General features: G+C 63.9%; 19 protein-coding genes. 6 read left to right on the top strand and 13 right to left on the bottom strand.

Annotated elements, in window-relative coordinates; genetic code table 11:
* Nucleotides 1-33 precede the first annotated feature (33 nt).
* From JJJ17_RS16375 to JJJ17_RS16360, 4 genes are all read left to right on the top strand, one after another.
* Nucleotides 34-1,065: a helix-turn-helix transcriptional regulator gene (locus JJJ17_RS16375; RefSeq protein ID WP_200688302.1), complete on the top strand. Its 1,032-nt coding sequence runs from the start codon at nt 34-36 to the stop codon at nt 1,063-1,065.
* Between the two features lie 218 nt (nt 1,066-1,283).
* Nucleotides 1,284-2,213 carry a sulfurtransferase gene (locus JJJ17_RS16370; protein WP_200688300.1) on the top strand — a complete coding sequence of 310 codons (930 nt, stop codon included), beginning with the start codon at nt 1,284-1,286 and terminating at the stop codon, nt 2,211-2,213.
* Nucleotides 2,213-3,337 carry a YeeE/YedE family protein gene (locus tag JJJ17_RS16365; RefSeq protein WP_200688298.1) on the top strand — a complete coding sequence of 375 codons (1,125 nt, stop codon included), beginning with the start codon at nt 2,213-2,215 and terminating at the stop codon, nt 3,335-3,337. The genes JJJ17_RS16370 and JJJ17_RS16365 overlap by 1 nt, the downstream gene beginning before the upstream one ends.
* On the top strand, nt 3,334-3,498 hold the full coding sequence (locus tag JJJ17_RS16360) for a hypothetical protein (RefSeq protein WP_200688296.1): 165 nt from the start codon (nt 3,334-3,336) through the stop codon (nt 3,496-3,498). The genes JJJ17_RS16365 and JJJ17_RS16360 overlap by 4 nt, the downstream gene beginning before the upstream one ends.
* A 49-nt stretch (nt 3,499-3,547) precedes the next feature.
* Here the strand turns inward: JJJ17_RS16360 and amaB are convergent, their stop codons facing one another.
* A complete protein-coding gene (gene amaB, locus JJJ17_RS16355) occupies nt 3,548-5,065 on the bottom strand; it encodes an L-piperidine-6-carboxylate dehydrogenase (protein WP_200688295.1) in 1,518 nt (505 codons plus the stop codon).
* 67 nt (nt 5,066-5,132) lie between these two features.
* Nucleotides 5,133-6,413, bottom strand: a complete 1,281-nt coding sequence (locus JJJ17_RS16350) for an NAD(P)/FAD-dependent oxidoreductase (protein ID WP_200688294.1) — start codon at nt 6,411-6,413, stop codon at nt 5,133-5,135.
* Nucleotides 6,414-6,572: 159 nt separating this feature from the next.
* Between JJJ17_RS16350 and JJJ17_RS16345 the strand changes: the two genes are divergently transcribed.
* Together JJJ17_RS16345 and JJJ17_RS16340 are read left to right on the top strand one after the other, a co-directional pair.
* Entirely contained in the window at nt 6,573-8,273 is a 1,701-nt protein-coding gene (locus JJJ17_RS16345) for an Hsp70 family protein (RefSeq protein WP_200688293.1), read from the top strand.
* On the top strand, nt 8,263-10,509 hold the full coding sequence (locus tag JJJ17_RS16340) for a hypothetical protein (protein ID WP_200688292.1): 2,247 nt from the start codon (nt 8,263-8,265) through the stop codon (nt 10,507-10,509). Before JJJ17_RS16345 ends, JJJ17_RS16340 begins: the two co-directional genes overlap by 11 nt.
* Before the next feature lie 13 nt (nt 10,510-10,522).
* Here the strand turns inward: JJJ17_RS16340 and tdh are convergent, their stop codons facing one another.
* The 11 genes from tdh to JJJ17_RS16285 all read right to left on the bottom strand — a co-directional run bounded on the left by tdh (nt 10,523) and on the right by JJJ17_RS16285 (nt 23,571).
* A complete protein-coding gene (gene tdh, locus JJJ17_RS16335) occupies nt 10,523-11,551 on the bottom strand; it encodes an L-threonine 3-dehydrogenase (protein WP_200688421.1) in 1,029 nt (342 codons plus the stop codon).
* A gap of 19 nt (nt 11,552-11,570) precedes the next feature.
* Complete coding sequence (locus JJJ17_RS16330) at nt 11,571-12,755, bottom strand: glycine C-acetyltransferase (RefSeq protein ID WP_200688289.1); 1,185 nt, start codon at nt 12,753-12,755, stop codon at nt 11,571-11,573.
* 96 nt (nt 12,756-12,851) lie between these two features.
* On the bottom strand, nt 12,852-13,412 hold the full coding sequence (locus tag JJJ17_RS16325; protein WP_200688287.1) for a helix-turn-helix domain-containing protein: 561 nt from the start codon (nt 13,410-13,412) through the stop codon (nt 12,852-12,854).
* 108 nt (nt 13,413-13,520) lie between these two features.
* Complete coding sequence (locus JJJ17_RS16320; RefSeq protein ID WP_200688285.1) at nt 13,521-15,674, bottom strand: esterase-like activity of phytase family protein; 2,154 nt, start codon at nt 15,672-15,674, stop codon at nt 13,521-13,523.
* Between the two features lie 192 nt (nt 15,675-15,866).
* Nucleotides 15,867-17,285, bottom strand: coding sequence for an FAD/NAD(P)-binding protein (locus JJJ17_RS16315; RefSeq protein ID WP_200688281.1), 1,419 nt, complete (start codon nt 17,283-17,285; stop codon nt 15,867-15,869).
* Between the two features lie 48 nt (nt 17,286-17,333).
* Nucleotides 17,334-18,578 (bottom strand): SfnB family sulfur acquisition oxidoreductase, encoded by a 1,245-nt coding sequence (locus JJJ17_RS16310; protein WP_200688279.1) that lies wholly within the window; start codon nt 18,576-18,578, stop codon nt 17,334-17,336.
* Nucleotides 18,579-18,605: 27 nt separating this feature from the next.
* Entirely contained in the window at nt 18,606-19,355 is a 750-nt protein-coding gene (locus JJJ17_RS16305) for an ABC transporter ATP-binding protein (protein WP_200688275.1), read from the bottom strand.
* Between the two features lie 48 nt (nt 19,356-19,403).
* A complete protein-coding gene (locus tag JJJ17_RS16300; protein ID WP_200688274.1) occupies nt 19,404-20,747 on the bottom strand; it encodes an ABC transporter substrate-binding protein in 1,344 nt (447 codons plus the stop codon).
* 23 nt (nt 20,748-20,770) lie between these two features.
* On the bottom strand, nt 20,771-21,805 hold the full coding sequence (locus JJJ17_RS16295) for a branched-chain amino acid ABC transporter permease (RefSeq protein ID WP_200688273.1): 1,035 nt from the start codon (nt 21,803-21,805) through the stop codon (nt 20,771-20,773).
* A 3-nt stretch (nt 21,806-21,808) separates the two neighbouring features.
* On the bottom strand, nt 21,809-22,705 hold the full coding sequence (locus JJJ17_RS16290; protein WP_200688272.1) for a branched-chain amino acid ABC transporter permease: 897 nt from the start codon (nt 22,703-22,705) through the stop codon (nt 21,809-21,811).
* Nucleotides 22,705-23,571: an ABC transporter ATP-binding protein gene (locus JJJ17_RS16285; protein ID WP_200688271.1), complete on the bottom strand. Its 867-nt coding sequence runs from the start codon at nt 23,569-23,571 to the stop codon at nt 22,705-22,707. Before JJJ17_RS16285 ends, JJJ17_RS16290 begins: the two co-directional genes overlap by 1 nt.
* Nucleotides 23,572-23,575 lie beyond the last annotated feature (4 nt).

Here is a 23,575-nt window from a genome sequence, read left to right as displayed (position 1 = left end):
CCATTTGGGGGTAATCTGGGAAGTTTGGCCTGAATGTCAACCGATAGCGATATTCTGCGCATGCTGATCCGCGCCTCGGCGGGGGAAGAGGATGGGCATGGCAGCGATCTTTGGCCCGCGGTTCTGGACCTGCTGGCGCGCGCCACGCGGGCTGCAAGTGTCCGGTTGCAGGTGCTGCGATCGGGACGGCTGGCTTTCGACTGGCAAAGCCGGGCCGAGATGGTGGATGCCGGATTGCGGCTGGCGGCGATGCCGTCGCCCGACATTATCGCGCTGATCCGCAGCGAGCGGGTTTATGCGGCGACCGATTTGCCGGGGGCGAAGGGCACGGCGGATCCGTTGCGCATCCTGCGCGTGACCTTGGGCCGCGACGAGATCGCGGTGCTGGCGCTGATGCGCGGGGGCGAGGACTTCCGGGCGATGGACGGGCTGCGGCTGTCGAACCTTGCGCCCTATCTTGGGCCAGCTTTGTCGGCGTGGCAAAAATTGGCGGCTGAACGGCGGCGGGCGCGGCTGGACCGGCAGATCGGCAAGCGGCTGGGCACGGGATGGATACTCTTTGCGCCGTCGGGTCAGGTCACCGACATGGCGGATGGTCTGGCCGAGACGCTGGCCGCCGATTTCGGTGTGCGCAGGCGGGCGGATGGCTGGCTGGACCTGCCGGTGCCGACCGGGGGCACCACACTGCACCGCGCGTTCTCTGCGCTCGAGGGTGACGGCGCGGCGCAACGGGTGATCCTGTCGCGCGAGCCGCTGTTGCAGATGCTGCTGGCCCCGGAAGACATCGGGGATGAACGGCATGTGATCGGGCGGGTGCGGATGTCGTTGCAGGCACGCTCGTTGCCGGTGGCTTCGGTGGCCGACAGTTTCGGCCTCAGCCGTGGCGAGGCGCGGCTGGCCATGCTGCTGTGCGACGGCTTCAGCCTGCAACAGGCAGCGGCAGAGCTTGGCTGGACCATCGAAACCGCCCGCAGCTATTCGAAGCAGCTTTATGCGCGGATGGGCGTGTCGGGCCAGACCGGCGTTATCCGACGGATGATGGACAGCGCGGTCTGGCTGGGCTGACGGCGACGGAAGAACAGTGTTGAAAAGAGCGGGCTTCCATGGTTTGGCCGATTTTGGGGACAGCGTTCTGCAACCGGGGGTTTTTCAGAACGTCTCCTACACATCCCGGTCGCCACGCAAACCGCCGTTTCCACATCACCTGCCGGACGCGCCGGCCAAGAGCTTGCCTAACGCGGCCTGATGACCGACATCAGATGCAAAGTCGCAAGAGGTTCGCCATGAAAACGCTGTTCTATTCGATCGTCGCGGCGGTTGGGCTGTCAGGTGCTGCCACCGCAAACCAGATCGGGCCGCTGGTCACGCCCGATCAGTTGCAGACATTGCTGGATCAACCCGAAGCGCCGCTGGTTCTGGACATTCGCGGCGACGCCTATGGACAGGGCCATGTCGAGGGGGCGATTTCGGCCCCCTATGCGCTGTTCCGCGGGCCAGAGACCAATCCCGGCGCGCTGGTCCCGGAAGATCAGCTTGAAACGACCTTGCAGGAACTTGGCATCACGCTGGATCGCCCGGTGGTGGTGATCCATCAGGGCGAGGATGACAGCGACTTCGGCTCGGCCGCGCGGGTCTATTGGACGCTGAAATCGTCCGGTCTCAGCGATCTGGCGATCCTGAATGGCGGGATGAGCGCGTGGGCGGCCGATGGCCTGCCGCTGGAGACCAAGGCGAATGCGCCCGCGCCTTCGGATATCGATATCACCTTCTCGGACCGCTGGCTGGCGACTGCTGATGACGTGGCCGCTGTCGTCAGCGGCGAACGCAGCGCGAGGCTGATCGATTCCCGTCCCGAGGCATTCTTTGAGGGGCAGCAATCGCATGCCGCAGCGACAAAGCCGGGGACTCTGCCGGGGGCCGAGAATATCTCGCATGCGGTCTGGTTCGATAATCCGACGCAGGTGATGGACGGCTCGTCCGCCGCCGCGCTGGCCGAGAAACTGGGCATCGACCGGCAGGAAGAGGTCGTCGCCTTCTGCAATACCGGCCATTGGGCGGCGACCGACTGGTTCGCGCTGTCCGAACTGGCCGGGGTCGAGGATGCCAAACTTTACCCTGAATCGATGGTCGGCTGGTCGCAATCGGGTGGCGAGATGGAAAACACCCCCGGTCTGGTCCGAAATCTGCTGAACCAGATCCGGGGCAGCAACTGATGGCCGAGGCAACAACGTTTCCCGCATCCGGGCGGCTGACGCAGCGGGGGCTGATCGTCCTTGTCGGGCTGGCGGCGGTCTTTGCCGTCGCGCTGTTCGCGGGGGCACGCTTCGGCCTGCTTCTGGCCATCGGCCTTGGCTTCGGGATCGCGCTTGAGGGGCTGCGGTTTGGCTTTGCCGGCCCGTGGCGAGCGATGATCCTGCGCCGCGAACCGGCGGGGATACTGGCGCAACTGCTTGCCATCGCGCTGGTCTCGGTCGTGGCATTTCCGCTGCTCGCCAGCCATCCGGGTGAGATCATCGGGGCCGAGGCACCAATCGGCTGGGCCATGATCGGCGGAGCCTTTGTCTTTGGTGCCGCGATGCAGGTGGTTCTGGGCTGCGGTTCGGGCACGCTGGTAAATGCAGGCAGCGGCAATCCGGTCGGGCTTCTGGCGCTGCCGTTCTTTGCCATCGGCAGCTTTCTGGGCGCCTATCATCTGGTCTGGTGGACGAACCTTGGCGCGCTGCCGATCCTGAAACTGAGCGGCGGGACGGGTCTCGGCGTCACGCTGGCCTTGCTGGCGGCGGTCGCGGTGCTGCTGCTGGCACTGGCCGCGCCGGGCAGTCGCAAGCTGCCGCGCCGGTTGCTGTTCGCCGCCGTCGCAATCGCGGCGCTGGCCATCGGCAATCTGATCGTAGCCGGGCAACCCTGGGGCGTCGTCTATGGTCTTGGCCTATGGGCCGCGAAAGGCGCGGTGGCTTTGGGCGCTGACCTTTCCGGATCGGCCTTCTGGGCAGCACCGGGCAATGCCGCGCGGCTGGGCGAAAGCATCCTGACCGATGTGACCTCGCTGACCAATATCGGCCTGATCGCGGGGGCGTTTCTGGTGGTGGCGTGGCGCAGCGGCGGCCTGTCGCAACCCTTGCCGAAGCTGCCGGCACGCGCATGGATCGCCACGATCATCGCCGGTCTGTTGCTTGGCTATTCGGCGCGGCTGGCCTTTGGCTGCAATGTGGGGGCGTTCTTTTCGGGGATCTCGACCGGAAGCCTGCATGGCTGGGTCTGGTTCGTCGCAGCCTTCGCCGGAGCGTTCCTTGGCGTCCGCCTGCGCCCCATGCTTGGCTTCGAGGTGCGCCGATGACCCGCCATCTGACCGCCGGGATTGCGGTGCTGTTTCTGGGCGGGCTGGTCCTTTTCGATCAGGCCACCACGCCGCCCAATCCCTACAAGGCTCCACCCCTTCTGGCCCTTGGCTCCGGGGCCGAGGCCAGCGGCGGGTTCTGCGGAGCCCTGCCGAAATGAGCGCGACCGCCGGGCGGAGCATCCGTCCGGCGACCGCCCGTCCCCGGCATCAGATGTCGAAGACGACGCCCTGCGCCAGCGGCAATTCGCGGGAATAGTTCACGGTATTCGTCGCCCGCCGCATATAGGCCTTCCATGCGTCCGAGCCGCTTTCACGCCCGCCGCCGGTTTCCTTTTCACCGCCGAACGCCCCGCCAATCTCGGCCCCCGAAGTGCCGATATTGACGTTCGCGATCCCGCAATCCGAGCCCGAGGCGGACAGGAACAACTCGCTCTCTCGCAGATCGGTGGTGAAGATGGACGACGACAGACCCGCGCCGACGGCGTTCTGCGCATCTATCGCCTCCGACAGGTCGGAATAGCGCATGACGTAAAGGATCGGCGCAAAGGTTTCCTCAAGCGCCGGCCCGGTCTGTCGGGGCATCTCGACCAGCGCCGGGCGCACGTAATAGGCAGCCTCCGGCCCGGCTTCGCTGACCCGCTCGCCGCCATGGACCTTGCCCCCCGCAGCCGTCGCGGCCTGAAGCGCGGTTTGCATCCCTTCATAGGCCACGCCGTCGATCAGCGGCCCGACCAGCGCCTGCGTGGTCAGCGGATTGCCGACCGAGACCGAGCCATAGGCCCGGACCAACCCCGGCACCAGTTGATCATAGATGCTGTCATGCACGAAAAGCCGCCGCATGCTGGTGCAGCGCTGACCCGCCGTGCCCATCGCGCCAAAGGCAATCGCGCGGAGCGCCATGTCCAGATCGGCCGAGGGGCAGACGATCCCGGCATTGTTGCCACCCAGTTCAAGGATCGACCGCCCGAACCGCGCCGCAACCTTCGGCCCGACCTCTCGGCCCATCCGGGTGGAACCCGTTGCCGACACCAGCGCCACCCGCTGATCCCCGACCAGCGCATCGCCGGTTTCTCGCGCGCCGATGATCACCTGCGACAGCCCTTCCGGCGCATTGCCGAAACGCGCCAGCGCCCGGTTCAGGATCTCCTGCGAGGCCAAGGCCGTCAGCGGCGTCTTTTCCGAAGGCTTCCAGATCACCGGATTGCCGCAGACCAGCGCCAAAGCCGCATTCCACGACCACACCGCCACGGGAAAGTTGAACGCGCTGATGATGCCGACCACGCCTAAAGGATGCCACGTCTCCATCATCCTGTGGCCGGGACGTTCGGTGGCGATGGTCAGACCGTAAAGCTGCCGCGACAGACCGACGGCAAAGTCGCAGATGTCGATCATCTCCTGCACTTCGCCCGCCCCTTCCGAGGAGCTTTTGCCAGCCTCGACCGAGACCAGCCGACCCAGATCATCCTTGGATGCGCGCAGTTCCTCGCCCAGCAGCCGGACCAGCTCACCACGACGCGGGGCGGGAACGTTGCGCCAGATGCGGAAGGCGTCCGAGGCGCGGCCAATCGCGGCCGAGACCGAGGCGGCGTCATCTTCGGGCAGGGCGGCGATCTCTTCTCCGGTCACGGGAGAGCGGCTTTTCAGCGTGCCGCCGGTATATAGCGCCTGATCGACGCCCAGCCGGTCCAGAATGTTGCGCGTGTCGCCCGCGATGCCCTCGGTCATGTCCTCACCCTTCATCAAGATTAACGACCGCAAGGTGCCGCTGCGGGCAGGCGGGGTCAAGCCGGGGTCAAAGCCGGGCATCGACCAGATGGAAAAGCTGCGCCCCCGCCTCGTAGAAGGCGGATCGCAGCGCCGCCGTGCGGATGGGCGAAGGCGGGCTGACCGGCAGGGGCAGGTCCGCCTCGGTCAACTGGCCCAGCAGATATTCGGCCATGATCCGGCCAAAGACGGTGCCGGGCGCAATGCCGCGACCGTTATAGCCGCAGAAGGCAAAGACCCCCTCATCCAGCCGGTGAAAGCGCGGCAGATGGTTGTCGGTCATGCCGATGGTGCCGAACCATTCCGCCTCGAACGCGACCGGCCCGATCTGCGGGAAAATCCGCCGCAGGCTGCGTCGCGCCCAGGCCCGGTGGACCGCCGTTCCGGTATTGCGCAGCGCCCCGACCGAGCCGACAACCAGCCGGTTCGCCGCATCCAGCCGAAACGAGGTCAACACCTCGCGCGTATCCCACGCCCCCTGCCTGCCGGGCAAAACGGTGCAGGCGACATCATCCGGCAAGGGCGTGGTGGCGAAGTTGAAATAGGGCAGAAACACCTGCTGCCCGCTGATCGCCTGCATCAGATGCCGGGTATAGGCATCGGTCGCAAAGACCACCCTCGGCGCGGTCGCGCTGCCCTTGGGCGTTTGCAGATACCAGCCATTTTCGCGCCGCATCCCGGTCACGGGCGAGCCGGTATAGACCCGCACCCCCGCATCGATCGCCGCACGCGCAAGTCCGCGCGCATAGGCAAGCGGCTGGATCGTGCCCGCCCGCCGATCCAGCAAAGCGGCGCGGTAATAATCGGTGCCCAGCGTGCCCGCAGCCTCGCCGCCCTCCAGCAAGGCGACGGGCGCGCCGCGAGCCTGCCATTGCCGCGTCCGCTCGGTCAGTTCGGCGAAACCTGCGCGATCAGCGGCGACATGCAGCGTGCCGACCGGATTCGGCTGACATTCGATCCCATGCCGGGCAATCAGCGACCAGACCTCGGCAGGGCCATTGCCCAGCAGATCCAGCAGGCGATTGCCGTATTCAGGGCCAAGGGTCTGCAACAGATGTTCGGGCATCACCCACATCCCGGCATTGACCAGCCCGACATTGCGCCCGGCACCGCCGAACCCGATCTCGACCGCCTCCAGCAACACCACATCGGCGCCGCCTTGCGCCAGATGAAGCGCCGTCGAAAGCCCGGTATAGCCGCCGCCGATCACCAGAACGTCCGCGCTGACATCGCCTGTCAGCGCCTCCGTCACCGGCGCGGCGGGGGCGCTTTTCTCCCAAAGCCCGTGCGTGCGCGGATTGTTCAGCATGTCCGGCCCTTCCCTCTGCACCGAAGATCAGCATGGCCGCGCGAGAAGGGCAAGCGCATCCGCGACGCAGTTGAGGGCGGGGGAAATCTGGCCGCGTTCTTCTTGATAAACAAACGCTCATTCGGCATAGCTGGCTGTAATCGATGACGGAAAGATTTTATGACCTGTGTTGGAATTGACCTTGGAACGACCAATTCTCTGGTCGCCGTATTCGACGAAAGCGGACCGCGACTTATTCCCAATTCGCTGGGCGAATTTCTGACCCCCTCGGTGGTCGGTCTGGCCGATGATCGCCGGACCGTCATAGTCGGGCGCGCGGCCAAGGCGCGGCTGCTTCGCCACCCGGATCTGACCGCCGCGCGGTTCAAGCGGCTTATGGGCACCGGCAAGAAGCTGAAACTGGGGCGCAGCGAATATAGCCCGGTCGATCTGTCCGCGCTGGTCCTGAAATCGCTGAAATCCGATGCCGAACGTCATCTTGGCGCCGAGGTGACCGAGGCGGTGATCTCGGTCCCGGCCTATTTCAACGGCATCCAGCGGCAGGCGACCAAGGACGCCGCCGAAATCGCCGGGCTGAAGGTGCGCAGCCTGATCAACGAACCGACCGCCGCGGCGCTGGCCGCAGGGGTGCAGGACCGCGAGGGCGAAAGCACCTTCATCGTGCTTGATCTGGGCGGCGGCACTTTCGACGTGTCGATCCTCGAAATGTTCGACGGGGTGATGGAGGTGCGCGCATCCTCGGGCGATGCCATCCTTGGCGGCGAGGATTTCACCGCCCGCATCGCCCGCCAGATCGCCGAACAGAACGATATGGCATGGGCCAAACTTGACGCCGTTGCGCAGGAAGCGTTGCTGTCAGTGGCCGATGATTTCAAGCTGCGGCTGTCCTCGTCCGATACGGCCACCGGCAAGATCCGCATCGCCGGGCGCGAGTTGGAAGTCACCCTGACCACCCAGCAATTCGAAAAGATGACCGAGGATCTGGTGGCCAAGATGCGCCGTCCGATCGAAAGCAGCCTTTACGATTCAGGCGTCTCTGCGGACCGGATCGACCGGGTTCTGCTGGTCGGTGGCGCGACCCGGATGCCGGTCATCCGCTCGCTTGCCGCGCGGGTCTTTCGCAAGCTGCCGGATCGCGGCGTCGATCCCGATCAGGCGGTCGCGCTTGGCGCTGCAGTGCAGGCCGGGCTGATCCAGCGGCACGAGGGGCTGCGCGACATGGTGATGACCGATGTTGCGCCCTTCTCACTGGGAATCGTGGCATCGACGGTTCTGGGCAACCATGTGGTCCATGACCGTTTCGCGCCGATCATCGAACGAAACACGATCCTGCCCGCCAGCCGCAGCGCCTGGTTCGAAACCAGTCAGGACAATCAGGTCCAGATCGCCGTGGTGATCTATCAGGGCGAGGCGGCGATGGCCTCGGACAACGTCAAGCTGGGTGAATTGCAGGTGCCGGTGCCACGCGGGCCGAAGGGCAAGGAAGCCATAGAATGCCGCTTTACCTATGACACAAGCGGACTTTTGGCGGTCGATGTCACGGTGTTGTCGAACAAGAAGACCTATTCGGATGTGATCGAAAATCTGGCCGAAGCGCTGTCCTCGTCCGAGAAGACACGCCGTCTGAAAGAGATGGAAAAGCTGAAGATCAGCCCACATGAACAGGCCGAAAACATCGTTCTGGTCGAGCGGTTGAAGCGGCTTTACGAGATCCTGCTGGGCGAAGACCGGATCGAGATTCAAACCCTGCTGGCCGAATTCGAGATGGCGATGGACGGCCAAGATCCGGGCTTCATCAGTTCAGAGAATGAGCGACTGTCCAAGGTCGTAACGGCGATTGAAGACAGCTATGTCAGGTAGTGATGTCAGTTGGCCCTGGACCGAGTTGGGCCTTAAGGAAATTCCCGAAACCGCCCGCGAGGTCCGTCGCGCCTATGCCGCTAGGCTGAAGGAAAAGGATTGGAGCGGCGATCCGTCAGGGTTCAGCGATCTGCGCCGGGCCTACGAATATGCGCTGTCCATCACCGGCGACGCACGGCAGCGTCGGTCGATCTTTGGGTCCGAGAACGCCGAGACCCAGCCTTGGGACGACGACCCGCCGCCTGCTGAAGGGATGGCTGATGACGAGGGCAAGGCACCGCACGAGGCCGCCCCGGATCTGCCCGAGCCCGCACCTGTCGATCCGGCCGTCGAGGAAGAAATGGCGGCCCGCCGCGCAGCCGAAGAGGCGGCTGAAGAACTGCTTCGCAGCGCAGGCCGCCTGCTGAAGCTTCAAAACTACGAAGCTACGCTTTGGAACGATCTGCTGGCATCGCCTTTGCTTGACGATCCCATCGTGCGGCGGCAGTTCGAGCGTAGCGTTCTGGATCACGTCGAGCGATATGTTTATGTCGGCGCGTCGAATGCGGTGCTGAACTGGCTTGCGCAGATGGACGGCGAATTCGGCTGGACCGCCGACAGTATCGGCTTTCTGCGCCGTCACCCTTATCAGGACGAATTGCAGGCCAAGATCCTGCTGGCACTTGGCGACCGGCGCAGCATCAATGCGGCGCCCGTCCTGCCTCAGAAGAAGCCTCCGTTCAAGACCTGGCAGGTACTGTTCCCCGCAGCGGTCGTGATAATCACCTTCATCGCGACGTTCGTGGCGGACAGCCCGTCTGCCGACCAGATCAGCTTCTATCTGTTCGCCTCGCTGATAGGCGGTTTCGGGATGGTTTTTCTGTTCGCTTTGGTATCGGGCCTGCTGAGTTGGCTGGTTTCTGCGGTGACCCGCTTCTCCGACCGCGGAACGCGCTTCGTGATCTCGGCGCGGCGATGGTGGGGCAAACCCTTAAAATGGATCGAAAAAGGCGTCGCCTTGCGGTTCGTCATCGCGATAATTCCCGCTTTGATCATGCTGCCCGCCGCGTTTTCCGGGGATTGGCGACCGACAATCACGGGCAGTTCTATCAGCGAAGAACGAAGCCGCATGAATACCTACTTCAGCATCGCGACCGATGCTGTTTCGCAAGGGACGACAGAGATCGCAGCGCTTCCCTACCCGCATTTCGCACCGACCAAGCCCGTCATGCTCGGCGAGATCGAGCCTGACGATCCGTTTCAGGCAGATTCGATGATCGACTGGAACGCCTCGATGCAGGTGAAGGTGTTCTCGGACAGACCAATAGCGCTTCTGGAATGCGACGGGCCTGCCGGTTCCGCGGAAAGCGTCTGTGAACTTGGCGCGCGGTCCGACCAACAATTCCTCCGTGAAATAACCATTGAGAAAAAGTTGCCGATCAGGTCGCGCATGACCTCGGCGCTGTCTCATCCTGGGATCGTGCTGATTTTGGACGAACAGAACAGACTTACCGCCTATTGGCGCCGGGATTTCGACACAGACAGGGATCTGAAGCTGTCGTGGTTCGCGGGTGAAAACCGATATGGTCGGCTCTACACGGTTTCGTTCCGCACATACGACGCGGCTGTGCTGACCGACAGCGGCAGCTATTCTCTGGTCGATGATCGTGGGGAGCGGATACCGGTTTCACTTCCCGTCGAGGATTTGCTGCACCCGATCCGGTTGCGTCTGATCTGGCCAGCCGACGGGATCGCCGGGGCGGTTTGCGGCACGCTGGACGGGGCAACGACGGAGATTATGCCCTGCGATATGGAGCGTGGCGATATCAGCTATGGCGAAACCCTCATCTGTGCGAACCTGCATAACGCGAACGATTGCACCACCCGTTATGATGGCAATCCGCTGACATTCGACCCACCCGATATGATGCCCGTGTTGCAGGACCTTCTGATGCGGATGAAGACCACCGGTCCGCACGAGCCGCTGCCCGATACTGCACTTGTGCGCGGTCTCAGAGATCAGGTGCTGAATGACTATGCGCTGATCCTCGACCGTCCGGGTATGGCCGCACATCGGCGCGATAAAGACGCGCTGACCGCAGCGCTGATCCGCCAGCCGCATCTTCAAATTGCCTACGAAGCCAGCCCTGACATACGCGACAGGATCTGGCAGCACCTGATCGGGCAATTGCAGGATCTGGGCTTCCCCGGCCCCTTCGTCGAGACGGTGCCGGATCTTCCGACCGAAGACAGCTAGACGCGCCCGCAGCCTATCGCCAGTTCAGCACCACCTTGCCCGACCGCCCCGATTTCATCGCCGAGAATCCTTCGGCGAAATCGGCCACGTCGAACTGATGGGTGATGACGCGGCTGACATCCAGACCGTTCTGCAGCATGGCAATCATCTTGTACCATGTCTCGAACATCTCGCGGCCATAAACGCCCTTGATGGTGATCGCCTTGAAGACGATCCGCGACCAGTTGACCGGCGACTTGCCCGGCGGAATGCCTAGCAAAGCGATCTTGCCGCCCATCACCATCGTCTCGACCATCTGGTCTAAAGCCGCCTGACTGCCCGACATCTCAAGGCCCACGTCGAACCCTTCCTTCATGCCGAACCCGGTCATCACCTCGCGCAGATCCTGTTCCTGCACGTTGACGGTGCGGACGGTGGGCACCACCTCTTTCGCCAGGGTCAGACGGTCGGGGTTGATGTCGGTGATCACCACATGCCGCGCCCCCGCATGCCGGGCGACCGCCGCCGCCATGATGCCGATGGGACCGGCGCCGGTGATCAACACATCCTCGCCCAAAAGATCAAAGCTCAGCGCGGTGTGGACGGCATTGCCCAAAGGATCAAGGATCGCGCCGATCTCATCGGGGATGTCGTCAGGCAAAGGCACCACGTTAAAGGCGGGCAGCTTCAGATATTCGGCAAACGCGCCCTGCACGTTCACGCCGATACCGCGCGTGCCGGGGTCCAGATGAAACTTGCCTGACCGGGACTGACGGCTTTCGGTGCCGATCACATGCCCCTCGCCCGAGCAGCGCTGACCGATCTTCAGCCCGGTCACGTTCCGGCCAAGCTCGACGATCTCGCCCGCGAATTCGTGGCCGGTGATCATCGGCACGGGGACGGTGGCCGAGGCCCATTCGTCCCAGTTCCAGATATGAATATCGGTGCCGCAAATGCCGGTCTTGTTGATGCGGATCAGCACATCGTCGGGGCCGATCTCGGGGATGGGCGCCTGAACCTGCCACAAACCTTCCTCGGGTCGCGACTTTTCCAGCGCCTTCATGGTGTTCGGAATAGCCATCTCAGATCACCCCCAATTCGCGCCCGACCTTGCCAAAGGCGGCCAGCGCCCGGTCCAGATCTTCCGTGGTCAGCGCCGCGTTCATTTGCGTGCGGATGCGCGCCTGCCCATGCGGCACGACCGGGAAGAAGAAGCCCGATACATAGACCCCCTCATCGAACAGCCGCGTGGCCATGTCCTGCGCCAACCGCGCCTCGCCCAGCATGACGGGAATGATCGGATGCTCGCCATCCAGCAGGCGGAAGCCCAGATCGGTCAGGCCCTTGCGCCAATGCCGCGCGTTCTGGAACAGCCTCTCGCGCAGATCGCCGCCGTCTTCGACCAGCCGGATCGCCTCAAGCCCCGCCGCCACGATCGAGGGTGGCAGTGAATTCGAGAACAGATAGGGCCGCGCCCTCTGACGCAGCAGGTCGATCACCGCCTGCGGTCCGGCGATATAGCCGCCAATCGCCCCGCCAAGCGCCTTGCCCAGCGTCCCGGTCAGAATATCCACATCGACGCCAAAATGATCAGGCGTCCCTGCCCCGCGCGGTCCCATGAAGCCCGTCGCGTGACAATCATCGACCATCACCACCGCATCATGTTCGGCTGCGATCCGGGTGATCTCGGGCAGGTTCGCCAGATAGCCGTCCATCGAGAAAACGCCATCGGTCGCAATCATCACATGCCGCGCGCCGTCATCGCGCGCCTGTTTCAGACAGCGTTCCAGATCTGGCATGTCGTTATTGGCATAACGATAGCGCCGCGCCTTGCACAACCGGATGCCGTCGATGATCGAGGCATGGTTAAGACTATCCGACACAATGGCATCTTCCGGGCCAAGCAACGGCTCGAACAGCCCGCCATTGGCATCGAAACAGGCGGCGAACAGGATCGCGTCGTCCTTGCGCAGGAACGCCGCGAGCCGCTGTTCCAATTCGCGGTGAATGTCCTGCGTGCCGCAGATGAACCGGACCGAGGCCATGCCGAAACCACGATCATCCATCACCTCACGCGCCGCCCGGATCAGGTCCGGGTGATCGGCAAGGCCCAGATAATTGTTGGCACAAAGGTTGATCACCTCGCGCCCGCTGACCGAAATCCGCGTGCCCTGCGGGGATGCAATCGGTCGTTCCCGCTTGGTCAGGCCGTCGGCCTCGATCTGTTGCAAGGTGGCGTTCAGGTGGTCGATGAAACGGTCGGACATGGTGCTGCTCCTCCAGACGACAGGCCGCGCCTAACATGGCGGATTAAGTTCCGCAATAACGGATTTCATTATGACGGAATGAAATCCGTTATCCTGTCACGACCCTTTGACCACCAGAAAGGCGCGCGCCGCATCGCTCGCCGCGATCCTGTGGGCCACATCGGCAGGATAGCGCGCGGTGTCGCCGACGCTAAGCACTTCCTGCGACTCGCCGCTGGAGACGGTCAGACGGCCCTCGATCACGGTCAATTGCTCTTTGGTTCCGCGCGCATGTGGCTGGCTGTCCAACACTCCGCCGGGCCGGAACTGCAATTCGTAAATCTCGTCGCGTCCGACATCTTCGGGGCGGGACAGAATACGGATGCGGCAGGCGGTGCCATGATTTTCAATCGTCGGCACGTCGCTTTGACGCAGAACCTCGATCTGCGAGATCGGATTGTCGTCCAGCAGCCCGGCGAAATCCACCTGCAGGGCGCGCGTCAGATTCCACAAGGTCGCAATGGTCGGCGAGGATTCCCCGCGCTCGATCTGGCTGACCATGCTGCGCGACACCCCCGACAGTTTCGCCACCGCATCCAGCGAAAGGCCCTGCGCCTGACGCGCCTGTTTCAAACGGGCGGGAAGCAGCGATAGGATAACGTCGGCATGTTCTGTCATAACGGAAACATACCGCCTGCCCGATGCCGACGCCAGAGGCAAACACACCCCTTACAAGCAGTTCCGCCGCCGCCGGACAAATGGATCATCCGGCGGCGGCTTCGTCATTCAGAGCTTGCCGAGGCTCCAGAACAGCGTCTCGCCAGAGCTGTCATCGACACCGTCATTATCGGTCACGACCCATGCATTGCCTTCGGCATCGAAGGTCAGACCCTCGACCTTGTCCACGACATAGCCATTGGTCAGCGCCTTCAGCTCCGGGATCAGATCGCGGACTTCTTCCTTGGCGACCACCGGCAGATCGCCGTCCAGCGCTGCGGGGGTCAGATCGGCCAAGGCGACGCGGAAAATCTTCTTCACCTGCGCCTGATCGCCGATCAGATTGTCGCGCTCGATCAGATAGGCATGATCGCCGTTCACCGCGATTTCCGACAGACCCATCCAGCCCTCGCCCTTCGCCTCGAGCGGATAGCGCACCGCGCCCCATTCCTCGGCCTCCAGATCATAGGCCAGCAGCTTCACCTGCCCCTCGGGATCGTCGCCCCATTCCCGCTGCATCGCCACCCACAGGGTATCGCCAACTTTTGCGATCCCCTCGGCGCCAAAGCGGGTCTGATGCGCCAGCAATTCGACCGGCAGGCCGATCTCATCGGTGATCTCGCCGTCCGCATCCACATGCAGGATCGCATGCGGCACCAGCTTGGCCGCGTCACCCTCATTCGCCAGCCAGAACCCGCCTTCGCCGTCAGCGGTGATGCCCTCGATATCCAGCTTCTGCGCCGCATCGCCGTTACGGGTGACAACCGTCTGCCCGACGATCCGGGCGGGGGTTGCGGTCACGTCGATCTCATAAATCGACGGCATCGCAGAATAGACACTGTCCGAAGCGGCGAAGATCTTGCCATCGGCCGAGGCCAGCGCACCAAGCGCCCCCCATCCGATCAGATCCGCCGTCCCTGCCGAAGTCAGCATCGGATAGGTGGGCTCTACATCCTGACGCTCGAAGATCATCACATGCGCGCGCGCCGCGCCGTCTTCACCCAGATCGGCCTCGTTCGCGGTGACCAGCAGATTGCGCGACGGAATGGCAACCGCACCTTCCGGGCTGATCCCCGAAGGCAGGATCTGCAACAGTTCCGGCGCGGCGGGATCGGTCAGGTCATAGACCGCAACGACCGAGGACCGCTCCGAGACGACGAACAGATAGGGCGTGTCCCCGAAGCGCGCGAACTCGACGCTCTCGATCTCGACGCCCTTCGCGCGCGAGCGTTTCTCGGGGTAATGACCGATCTCGGCAATCGCGCGCTCCAGTGAGGCACCGGATTCGAAGACGACCGTGTCGTCCTTGTTGAAGATGGTGAAGCCACGGCTGCCACCCTTCCAATCGCCCTCGTTCGCCGTGGCGAAATGATCGGCATCGATCCATTTCACCCCATCCGGCTCTCGGGGGATCGAGCCAGTGGTTTCGGTAAAGGACAGGCGACCATAGGTCTTGGTATCCACATTCTCAAGCACGACCGAGCCCGCATCGAAATGCGAGGCCACCGCACCGTCAGCACCGATAACGACGATGTGGTTGTTTTCCTGCAAGGTCACGACGATTTCGCCGTTTTCATTGATATCGACGAATTCCGGCTCAGGGTCATCGCCGCCAACCGCCGCCAATCCGGTCAGGTCGATCTTCTGAAGCTGGCCGCAATCGACATCGCCATCCGCGATCGGCAGCTTCACCACGAAGCCCGCAGGCATCTGCGGCAAACCACCGTCGCCGGCATCCTCGTCACGCTCATTCTCAATGGCGACGGCAAGGAAGCTGCCATCGGGCGCAATCGCCACCGAGTCCGGCTGACCGCCCAGATCGCAAGAGCCAGTCTCTGTCGCGCTGGCGATATCGACGACCGACAGACGGCCCGACGGCTCGGTATAGCTTTCCGAGGTGTTCACGCCGACGAACGCCTTGCCGCCGACGATATGCGCCGTGGTCGGCTCGCCCTGCATGGCGATATTGCCCAACGGCTTCGGCGCGGCGGCATCGGTGATGTCGATCAGCCCGACCACGCCCAACGGGCTGTCGGTATAGATCAACGTATTGCCATCTTCCGAAACCGAGATGATCTCGGCCGAAGATGGGCGGCTGGTATCCTCGCCATCGGCCATGTTCGCGATGACCGGAAAGCTGGCGATACGATTGAAACTGTCGGACAGCGCGGGGCTCGCCATAAGGGCAAGGGCCGAGGCGGCGGAAAGAAGGCGGGCGGTCATGGCAACTCCTGGAAAACCGAGTGCGCGGACCCTAGGCCGGGGATGAGACAGTCGCGTAACGGTTGCCTGTCCGTTTTGTGTCAATCATCGGACGACCGCCCTGCCCCGGCAACCGGCTGACTTCGCGGAATGTTTTGTATGGGAATAACGGAACGACCCTATGCAGGACAGGTCGCGCAAATCGCCGCAGCCTCAATCGCCGACACGGCTCCGCATGCTCAACCCCGCCGCCGCCCGGGCGATATGTTCGGCCCAGGCGGTGATCTCGGGCACCCCCATCAACTCGCCGACCGAGGCACGCGCCAGGGGACCGGCGACCAGCAGGTTCGGCAAGACCGCGCCCGCGCCGTCGATCACCTCTCCGACCGAAGACACTTTCAGCCCCAGTTTCAGATCGTCCGCCCGCAGCATCCGCCGCTCGGCCATCCGGCGCAGCAATTGGTGGGTCTCGGTGATCCGGCCATGTGCCGGGCCGGTCGCAAGGATGACGCGGTCAACGTCAATCGTGGCGATGCTGTCCGATCCGCGCCGCCGGATATCAAGCTGGACCGAGGCGCCGCGCAACCGCAACGCCGTGATCCGTCCGGTATGGGCGGTCAGCCGCCCCGAGGCCTCGGCGCTCAACAACGCCTCGTGGGTTTGCGGCGCGATGCGGAAGCGATGGATGTCCCACAATCCGCGCAGATGTCGCAGCAGCCGTCGCCGCTCATGCACCGGCAGCGCCGCCCAGATCGCATTGGCCTGTCCCCTGAGACGGTCGAAACTGGCATGCCAGGTCAAACCCTCTGCGGCATCGCGGGCCAAAGCCGCGCGAATCCGCCGCAACAGTGCCAGCGTCGTTCGGGCGGGCGCGGTGGCGAAATCGGCGGTTGTCTCGTTCTGGTCCGGGCCATGCGGCTGCGAGCGCCAGCCATGCCGCGACAACAGATGCACATGCCCCGGATCAAGCCGCTGCGACAGCGAGGCGACCATATCCGCCCCGGTCAGGCCCGAACCGACGATCAGCACCCGTTCATCCGGCTGAATTTCGTTCAATGCGCCGCGCGCGAAAGGGTCCGCGATCAGGACCGGATGACCCGCCAAAGCGCCAAGTTCGGTCGGCAGGCCGGGCGGTGGATGGCTGACCGCCAGCACAACCACATCGGCGAAAAGTCGGTCGCCATTTTCCAGAATGATCCCGTAGCCGCCCTGATCGGGAAAGACATCGACGGCGCGCAGCCCCAAATGCCGGATGCGGCCCGTTTCGATCAGCGGCTGGATCTGGTCCGCGACATAACGACCAAAGACCGCGCGCGGCGGGAAAATCCGTCCATCCGGCGTCAGCCAGTCGGGGGCGGCAGTCGTCGTTTCCCTAAGCCAGCGCGCGAAATGGTCAGGCTCTGCCGTGGTCAGCGTCATCGTTGCATGCGGCACGTTCAGGCGGTGGGCGGGGTCGATGGTGCCATAGGCAACGCCCTGCCCCAACTCTCCACGCGGCTCGATGACGGTGATTCTGACCGCCTCGGACGGCACCTGATGCGCCAGATGATAGGCAACCGCCGCACCGGAAAGGCCGCCGCCGATGATGGCGACCGAGGCCCACTCTCTGTCTGCCGGAAAATGCTCGGTCATCTGATGCCCTCAGAGATGCGGGCGGCGATGGCTCGCCGCCCTGCTTTGTCAGCTCCACGCATGCAGCGGCGGATTGATTCCGTTCAGATAATAGTTGCCGACGATGGCATATTTCCACCGCACCGGATCATGCAAAGTATGCGTGCGCGCATTCCGCCAATGCCGGTCCAGATTATGCTCGGCCAAAGTCGCGCGGGTGCCTGCCAGTTCAAACAGCTTGTTCGTCGCCTGAATGGCGATTTCGGTGGTCAGCACCTTCGCCTCGGCAGTCGCGATCTGGGCCTTGGCCACGCTGGTTTCATCGGGCGCGGCAACGGCTGCATCGACGGCCAGACCGGCACGGTCCAGCAAAGCCTCGGCAGCATTGGCGCGGATCGTCAGGTCGCCAATCGCCTGAATGGTATAGGGATCTTCGCTGGCGTGATCGACGCCGCTATCCACCCATGCCCGTGAACGGTTCTTGACGAAATCGATGGTGTCGCGGATCGCCGCGCGGGCAATGCCAAGATCGACCGCCGCCTGAATGATCTGGAAGATCGCACCATCCGCCGAAGGCTCGGCATAGCCTTTATAGCCCGGCACCACATGGGTTTTCGGCACCCGCACATTGTCCAGCGTCACCGTGCCCGACAGGGTGGTGCGCTGGCCAAAGCTGGACCAGTCGTCGATCACCGACAGCCCTTCGGCCCCGCGATCGGCAATGGCGTAGAAGGCGCGGCCCTCATCGTCCAGCGCAACAATCGGCACCAGATGCGCCAGCAGCGCACCCGAGGCGTAGAATTTCCGCCCGTTCACCACGACATGATCGCCCTGATCGGTGAAGGTGGTCTCAAAATCCGCCGCCCGTTTCGAGCCGAATTCCGAGAAGGCGTTGCCGAAGCGCGTGCCCTTCAGCACCTCTGCGAACAGCAGATCCTTTTGATCCGGGTCCGAGACGGTGCGGATCGCCGCCACCACGCCCAGATGGTTCTGCGGGATCTGGCCAAGCGAGGGATCGGCCTCGGAGATGATCGCGATCACCCGGTTGATCGTCACCCAGGATGCATCAAGCCCGCCATATTCCTTAGGCACGCCAATCGCCCACAGCCCGCTTTGCGAGAAGGCGTCAAGTTCGGCCTGCGGCCAGATGCGGTTCAGGTCACGCTCGGACGCGCCCTTGGCGAAATCGGCGGCAAGACGCTGGGCGATTTCGATGGCCTCGGCTTCCGAGGTGATGATGTGGGCAGGCTCGGCGGGGCGGGCGACCGGGGGAACCGGCGCGCCCTTGGGATCGGGGACGGTGTGGATGGTCATGGGATCGGCTCCTTGAAAGGTTGGGTTTCAGGCGGCGTGGCCGCCCAGATAGCTGGCCTTGATGTCGTCGCGCGCGGCCAGATCGCTGGCCCGCCCGCTGAGTGTGCTGCGGCCATTTTCGATGACCGTCGCGTGGTGGGCATGACGCAGCGCGACCGAGGAATTTTGCTCGGCCACAAGGATCGTCAGCCCGGTTTCGGTATTCAGCCGGGTCAGCGCGTCGAAGATTTCCGCCACCACCAGCGGCGCAAGCCCCATCGACGGCTCGTCCAGCACGAACAGATCGGGCCGCGCCATCAGCCCGCGTCCGATGGCGGCCATCTGCTGCTCTCCGCCCGAGGTCAGACCGGCCACCGACAGGCGGCGGTCTCTGAGCCGGGGGAAGAGCGTATAAACCTGCTCCAGCCCGTCAGCGATGGCGGCGCGACGCAGGCCGCGACCGACCGCGCCGGTAATCAGGTTTTCCTCGATGGTCAGCGACCGGAACAGCCGCCGCCCTTCCAGCACCGGGACCAGACCCTTGCGGATATGGTCATGCGGGCTGCTGCCGGTCACGTCGCGCCCGCGAAACAGGATGTGCCCGCCGGTGATCTGCCCGCGCTCTGCCGGAAGCAGGTTCGAGGCGGCTTTCAGCAGCGTCGTCTTGCCCGCGCCATTCGCGCCCAGCAGCGCCACGATCTCGCCCTTGTGGACCTTCAGGCTGACGCCGTGCAGCGCCGCAATCGCGCCCGCATAACGGACCGAGACATTGTCGAATTCCAGAAGCACGTCGGACATCGGATACTCCGCGGGAATGGCGGGGGCGTTGCCGCCCCCTGCCCTGCCTTAGTTGCTGGCCGGGCTTGCGACGGTGTCCACATCCGCCTCGGTCCGCAGGGTCAGCCCCTTCTCGGCGGCATAGGCTTCCGAGGACGCCTCGATGATCGGGCGCAGCAAGGCCCAGTCCGGCGCGATCCAGTCAGAGATGACATTCCATTTCTGGCCATCCCATTGCTGGAAGGTCACGTAGCCTTCACCCTCGTGATTGTCCCAGGTGACGTTGATCGAGTGGAACAGGTTCTCCGCGCCCACCTCTTTCACCCGCTCGGGCGACAATTGCAGATGCTCAAAGCCCCAACGAACCTCATCCCCGGTCAGGGTGCGATTGCCGAAACGGGCCTGGGCGATGCGGATCGCCTCGACGTTCAGGATGCCGTTGACGATGCCAAGGTTATGATAGACCGAGCCGATCCGCGCCGGATCGGACAGGTTGCCAAGGTTGGCGCCGTAAATCTTGTCCTCGATCTCCTGCACGACCGGGTAATCGGTGCCCGATGCCTGCGTGGTGATCGCGGTATAGCCGATGGCCGCGTCGCCCGCCGGCGTCACGTCCTCTTCGGAATTCGACCAGACATTGCCGATGATCCGATCCGCCGGGAAACCGTTCCGCTGCGCCGTCGTCAGCGCCACCGGGTTCATCACACCCCAGCCACGCAGCACCACGTAATCGGGCCGCTCGCGCCGGATGGTCAGCCATTGCGCCTGCTGTTCGTTGCCGGGATGCGGCACCTCGATCTGCTGCAATTCAAAGCCGTATTTCTCGGCCAGCAACTCATAGATCGGGATGGTTTCCTTGCCATAGGGCGAGCCGTGATACAGCACGACGATCTTCTTGCCCGCCAGCGCCTCGTGCCCGCCCTCTTTCGAGGCGATGTAATTGATGATCCCCGAGGTTTCCGAATAGGGGTTCAGCAGCAGCGGGAAGACATAGGGGAAAACCCGGCCATCGGTGGTGTCGGTGCGGCCGTGGTTGATGGTCAGCAGCGGCGTCTGATCCTCGGTCACACCATCGATCATCGCATAGGCGATGCCCACCGATAGCGGGTTCCACGCGGCGATGCCGGGGTTTGATTTCAGGCGCTGATAGACCTCGACACCCTTTTCGACCTCATATTCGGTCTCGCCCTCGGACCATGTCAGCTTGACGCCGTTCACGCCGCCGTCGCGCGTGTTGATCAGGTTCAGATAATCGATGAAGCCGCCGAAAAAGCCGGTGCCGCCCGCCGCATAGGGACCGACGCGATAGGATTGCAGCGGGAAGTGCTGTTCGTCGGCAAGGCTGGCGGTCGCGCCTCCGGTCAGGATGCTGGCCGCCAGCAGGGCGGGCGCGATACGTTTCAGGAAAGACATGGATAACTCCGGTTCTGGTTAAGTCAGGACCGACCGAACAGGCTGCGAAGCCGCCGCGTGGCACGGTCAAGCATGGCGGACAGCCCGTTCGGTTCGGCGATGAGGAAGGCGATGATGACGGTGCCAAGCACGATCCGTTCGACCAGCTTGACCACGCCCGCATCGATGCTGCCGTCGAAGAAGAACCCCGACAGCCGGGCCAGCAGCAGCGGAAACACCACGATCAGCGCCGCGCCAAGAAACGCGCCGCGGATGGTGGCCAGACCGCCGATGATGGCGATGAAAAGGATCTGGAAGGATCGGTCGAGGTTGAAGCCCGCAGGCTCGACCGTGCGCAGATAGGTAAAGGCCCACAGCACCCCGGCCAGACCGATAATGGCCGAGGACAGCGCAAAGGCCCACAGCTTCGTCCGCAGCACCGGGATGCCGATGACGCGAGCGGAGGTTTCATTGTCGCGGACGGCGATCAGGTTGACGCCCTCGGGACCGTTGACAAGCCGGTGAACAAGGAACGTCACCAGCGTCACGATGCTGAGCGACAGCAGATAGCGCCCTTCCCGCGTGTCAAAGCTCAGCCCCGCAAAGGCCAGCGACGGGGCCGCGATCACGCCCGAAGGGCTGTTGTTCGAAAACCAGCCGAACTTGGTCAGCGCCCATTGCACGAAGAACTGCGCGGCAAGGGTCGAGACGGCCAGATAGAAACCGCGAAGCCGCAGCGATGGCAGGCCAAAGACCAGCCCCACGGCGGCAGCGGTCGTGGCCGCCAGCACCAGCGTCACCGGCAACGGCAGGCCAAGCCGCAGGTTGAAATTATAGGCGGCAAAAGCGCCCACCGCCATGAACGCCGCCGAGCCAAGCGACACCTGCCCCGCGTAACCCGTCAGCAGGTTCAGCCCAAGACCCGCCAGCGACAAAGCAAGGAAGGGCAGCAGGATCGCCTCGATCACATAGGGCGAGGCCAGATGCGGGACAGCGATGAAGGCCAGCGCAAGCAGGATCAGGATGGCGATGGTCTGCGCGGGGATTACCGGGCGAATGGTGGCAGCGGTGACGGACATGGCCTAGAACCTCTCGACCAGCTTCTTGCCGAACAGGCCCGACGGCCTGACCAGAAGCACCACCAGCGCCACCGCATAGGCGAACCAGCCCTCGATGCCGCCGCCGACGAACGGGCCCAGATAGACCTCGGCCAGCTTCTCGGACGCGCCGATGATCAGCCCGGCGACAATCGCGCCAAGGATCGAATCGAACCCGCCCAGCACCAGAACCGGCAACGCCTTCAGCACGATCAGTGACAGACTGAACTGCACGCCCAGCCGCGCGCCCCAAAGCAGCCCGGCGACCAGCGCCACCGCCCCCGCCGCCGTCCAGACCGCCGCCTGAATCCGGTTCAGGCGCAGGCCCACCGCCATCGCCGCGAAGGTATCGTCGGCCACGGCGCGGAAGGACAACCCGGTCCGGGTGAACCGAAAGAACGCAGTCAGGATCGCGACCATTGCCGCCGCGATCCCCGCCGCAACCAGATCGAAGGTGGAAATGAAGATACCCCCCACCTCGAACGGCGCATTCGAGATGCCCAGATCCAGCCGGTGAACCTGCGTCCCCCAGATCAGTTGCGCCGCGCCCTCGATCACATAGGCAAGGCCCAGCGTCGCCATGAACAGCGTCATGGGCGAGCGGTTGGCCAAGGGCCGCAGCACCGTGCGCTCAATCGCAAAGCCAAGCGCGGTCATCGCGGCCAGTGTCAACAGAAGCGCACCGGCAAAGGGCACGCCATGTTCGACAAGGCTTACAAAGGTCAGTGCCGCAAACAGCACCATCGACCCTTGCGCGAAATTGAGAACGCCCGAAGTCTTGTAGATCAGCACGAAGCCAATCGCGACCAGCGCATACATGACGCCGGACAAAAGGCCGCCCACGGCAACCTCGACCGCGAAAAGGAAGGCATACCAATCCATTACGCGGCCTCTGCCCCCAGATAGGCGCGGATCACATCGGGATCGCGGCGCACTTCGGCAGGGGTGCCGTCGGCGATCTTGCTGCCGTGATCCAGCACCGCCACCCGGTCGGACAGGTCCATGACCACGCCGATATCATGCTCGATCAGGATGACGGCCAGCCCAAGGCTTTCGCGGACGGCGCGGATATGGCCGGTCATTTCGGCTTTCTCGGTCGCGGTCAGGCCCGCCATCGGCTCGTCCAGCAGCAAAAGACGCGGCTCGGCCACCAGCGCGCGGGCCAGCTCGACCTGTTTCTGCAAACCGTAAGGCAGCGTCGCGACCGGGCGATCGAGATGGGAAGATAGCCCCAGGAACGCGGCCACCTGATCGACCCGGTCATCGACGCTGCGGGTTTCCCGTCGCGCAGCGGGAAGGCCCGCCAGATGCGCAAGCAGGCCGAAACGGCGACGGAAAACCCAACCCGAGGCGATGTTCTGAGCAACAGTCAGCCCGGGAAACAATGCGAGATTCTGAAACGTCCGCGCCACGCCAAGCTGCGGCAGACGCTGCGAGGGCACATGCGCAAAGGCACGCCCGTTCAACACGATCCGTCCCCGGTCGGGCCGGTAAAGCCCGCTGATCACATTGACCAGCGACGATTTCCCCGCCCCGTTCGGCCCGATTACCGCCCGAATCTCACCCGCCCGCAGGTCCAGCGACACATCCTTCAGCGCGCGGATACCGCCGAAATGCAGCTCGATTCCCTCCAGCCCAAGCGCCAGATCAGGCACCGCAGCTCGCGGCAGGGTCGTATCGAACGCGGCGCTGAATTCCGGCAACAGGACGGCAGCCGGAATCGTCCGCAGAAAAGCGGCGGAAGTCATGGGA

The organism is Paracoccus caeni, assembly GCF_016629665.1.
GTDB classification, from domain to species: Bacteria; Pseudomonadota; Alphaproteobacteria; order Rhodobacterales; family Rhodobacteraceae; genus Paracoccus; species Paracoccus caeni.
Note: the sequence above shows the minus strand (reverse complement) of the source record. Positions and strands in the feature narration are given on the sequence as shown.

Coding starts and splice junctions, on each gene's coding strand:
- amaB (WP_200688295.1), bottom strand. CDS start 5,065: ATGACCGAGGGCATCGCGGGCGACACGCGCAACATTCTGGACCGGCTG.
- JJJ17_RS16290 (WP_200688272.1), bottom strand. CDS start 22,705: ATGGATTGGTATGCCTTCCTTTTCGCGGTCGAGGTTGCCGTGGGCGGC.
- JJJ17_RS16360 (WP_200688296.1), top strand. CDS start 3,334: ATGACCCGCCATCTGACCGCCGGGATTGCGGTGCTGTTTCTGGGCGGG.
- JJJ17_RS16325 (WP_200688287.1), bottom strand. CDS start 13,412: ATGACAGAACATGCCGACGTTATCCTATCGCTGCTTCCCGCCCGTTTG.
- JJJ17_RS16320 (WP_200688285.1), bottom strand. CDS start 15,674: ATGACCGCCCGCCTTCTTTCCGCCGCCTCGGCCCTTGCCCTTATGGCG.
- JJJ17_RS16345 (WP_200688293.1), top strand. CDS start 6,573: ATGACCTGTGTTGGAATTGACCTTGGAACGACCAATTCTCTGGTCGCC.
- JJJ17_RS16370 (WP_200688300.1), top strand. CDS start 1,284: ATGAAAACGCTGTTCTATTCGATCGTCGCGGCGGTTGGGCTGTCAGGT.
- JJJ17_RS16340 (WP_200688292.1), top strand. CDS start 8,263: ATGTCAGGTAGTGATGTCAGTTGGCCCTGGACCGAGTTGGGCCTTAAG.
- JJJ17_RS16350 (WP_200688294.1), bottom strand. CDS start 6,413: ATGCTGAACAATCCGCGCACGCACGGGCTTTGGGAGAAAAGCGCCCCC.
- JJJ17_RS16305 (WP_200688275.1), bottom strand. CDS start 19,355: ATGTCCGACGTGCTTCTGGAATTCGACAATGTCTCGGTCCGTTATGCG.
- JJJ17_RS16310 (WP_200688279.1), bottom strand. CDS start 18,578: ATGACCATCCACACCGTCCCCGATCCCAAGGGCGCGCCGGTTCCCCCG.
- JJJ17_RS16330 (WP_200688289.1), bottom strand. CDS start 12,755: ATGTCCGACCGTTTCATCGACCACCTGAACGCCACCTTGCAACAGATC.
- JJJ17_RS16295 (WP_200688273.1), bottom strand. CDS start 21,805: ATGTCCGTCACCGCTGCCACCATTCGCCCGGTAATCCCCGCGCAGACC.
- tdh (WP_200688421.1), bottom strand. CDS start 11,551: ATGAAGGCGCTGGAAAAGTCGCGACCCGAGGAAGGTTTGTGGCAGGTT.
- JJJ17_RS16315 (WP_200688281.1), bottom strand. CDS start 17,285: ATGACCGAGCATTTTCCGGCAGACAGAGAGTGGGCCTCGGTCGCCATC.
- JJJ17_RS16285 (WP_200688271.1), bottom strand. CDS start 23,571: ATGACTTCCGCCGCTTTTCTGCGGACGATTCCGGCTGCCGTCCTGTTG.
- JJJ17_RS16375 (WP_200688302.1), top strand. CDS start 34: ATGTCAACCGATAGCGATATTCTGCGCATGCTGATCCGCGCCTCGGCG.
- JJJ17_RS16300 (WP_200688274.1), bottom strand. CDS start 20,747: ATGTCTTTCCTGAAACGTATCGCGCCCGCCCTGCTGGCGGCCAGCATC.
- JJJ17_RS16365 (WP_200688298.1), top strand. CDS start 2,213: ATGGCCGAGGCAACAACGTTTCCCGCATCCGGGCGGCTGACGCAGCGG.